General features: G+C 57.9%; 1 protein-coding gene. It reads right to left on the minus strand.

Annotated features, from left to right (window positions below; genetic code table 11):
* Positions 1-224: 224 nt before the first annotated feature.
* Positions 225-1,064 carry a hypothetical protein gene (locus tag SM450_RS30970; RefSeq protein WP_474623317.1) on the minus strand — a complete coding sequence of 280 codons (840 nt, stop codon included), beginning with the start codon at positions 1,062-1,064 and terminating at the stop codon, positions 225-227.
* Between the last annotated feature and the right edge of the window lie 315 nt (positions 1,065-1,379).

The following is a 1,379-nucleotide window of genomic DNA, read 5'->3' on the forward strand; positions in this document are numbered from 1 at the left end:
GTCCACACAACCACGAGACTCAGCGGTGGCTGCTCCACGCCCACGGACAAAACCACACCGCTCCAGCAGGTCCGAACGGATCTCCTGCTGGAGTACTAGTCCGCGAAACCTGCGCGGCGTACGAGGAGCAGTCGGGGTACACCGTCACACCGCGCTTTATTGATGCGAGGCCGAAAGCGTCCGCTTCGAACCTATGATTTGACTTCATTCATTATCGGTCGCCGCTACGACGACGTGCCGGCCGACGGCGAAGGCTCGAATCGGTACGCAATAAATGCGGCAACTGCACGCGATGTGATCCGCACTGTGTAATCGGCGAAGTGCTGCAGGAACTGCCAATTCGGCCGCATGAAGTAACCTTCGTCTGTCGCTGTCTCGATCTCGGCGGCATTTCCCACTACTGCCCACCTTCGGCCATGCGCCAACCCAGAGAGCATTCGGTACCTCCATTCCGGCCTGCGTTCGGGGATCTCCGGGCCATCATATTCGTTGAACAGAGCGGTCATGTCCAGCAACGGCACCGTGAGTTTCCGTGCCCCGTTCCCAGCCAGGGTCAAGAAGCCGTCCCTAGCTGCACCGTCTAACACCCGATCGATAAGCACCTGAGCGTTGGCTTCTAATGGATTGGCTGCGTCCTGGAACTTTCGCATGTCCTGCAAGGACTTCAATTCCATGGCATAGCCGCGACCAATCCGGTCCCGACTAGTGGCATCGGCGTCTAGCAACCAAAGTGTATGCAGGCTTGGTTCGTAAACGGCTCGGGCGAGAGTGTAATGGGCGAGGATTGGCATCGGCAACTTGGCAAGGTCACACGCCAGAATGCTGTACCAAGAACGTAGATGGTCGAGAGCTGTCCCTACAGCGTTACTGGCGCAGTTGTAAGCGAATGCTGCATTACCGACCGACAGATCCCGGTTGAGCTGAGACTGGGCGTGCGTTGTGCGAGCCTTGTTGGTCGCCATACGTTCTTCGAGATAATTTACGGCCCCAAGAGCATGTAGGACACGGTTCGCAGCCGCAACGTCGATCGGCCTAACGGTATGGAGCTTGAAGGCTTCGTCCACATTGTCCTCGACTTCTACTCGCTAGGGCAGCCGTCGTCCGATCTGGCTCATCGAACAAGAAGTATACTCTTCTCGGCTCGAACCGGCCGTCAACGAACAAGGTGCGTTGGGAGAGGTCAACCTGCAACCGCTGCGGCAGCTTTATGACGAGGCCAGTCCACAAATCTGCCAAGCTAACGCCAGGAGATGTCCCAGTCGAGCCGTGCAGGTTTGTCTCTAACTCGAAAATCGACCGTAACTTGACGTGCGGCAGCATCCCGTGTCGCGAAGCGGCGCGGGATGGGTCTTGTTGGGTGGTGCGTTAGGCGGCGAGGT

This window comes from Micromonospora marincola (genome assembly GCF_056150385.1).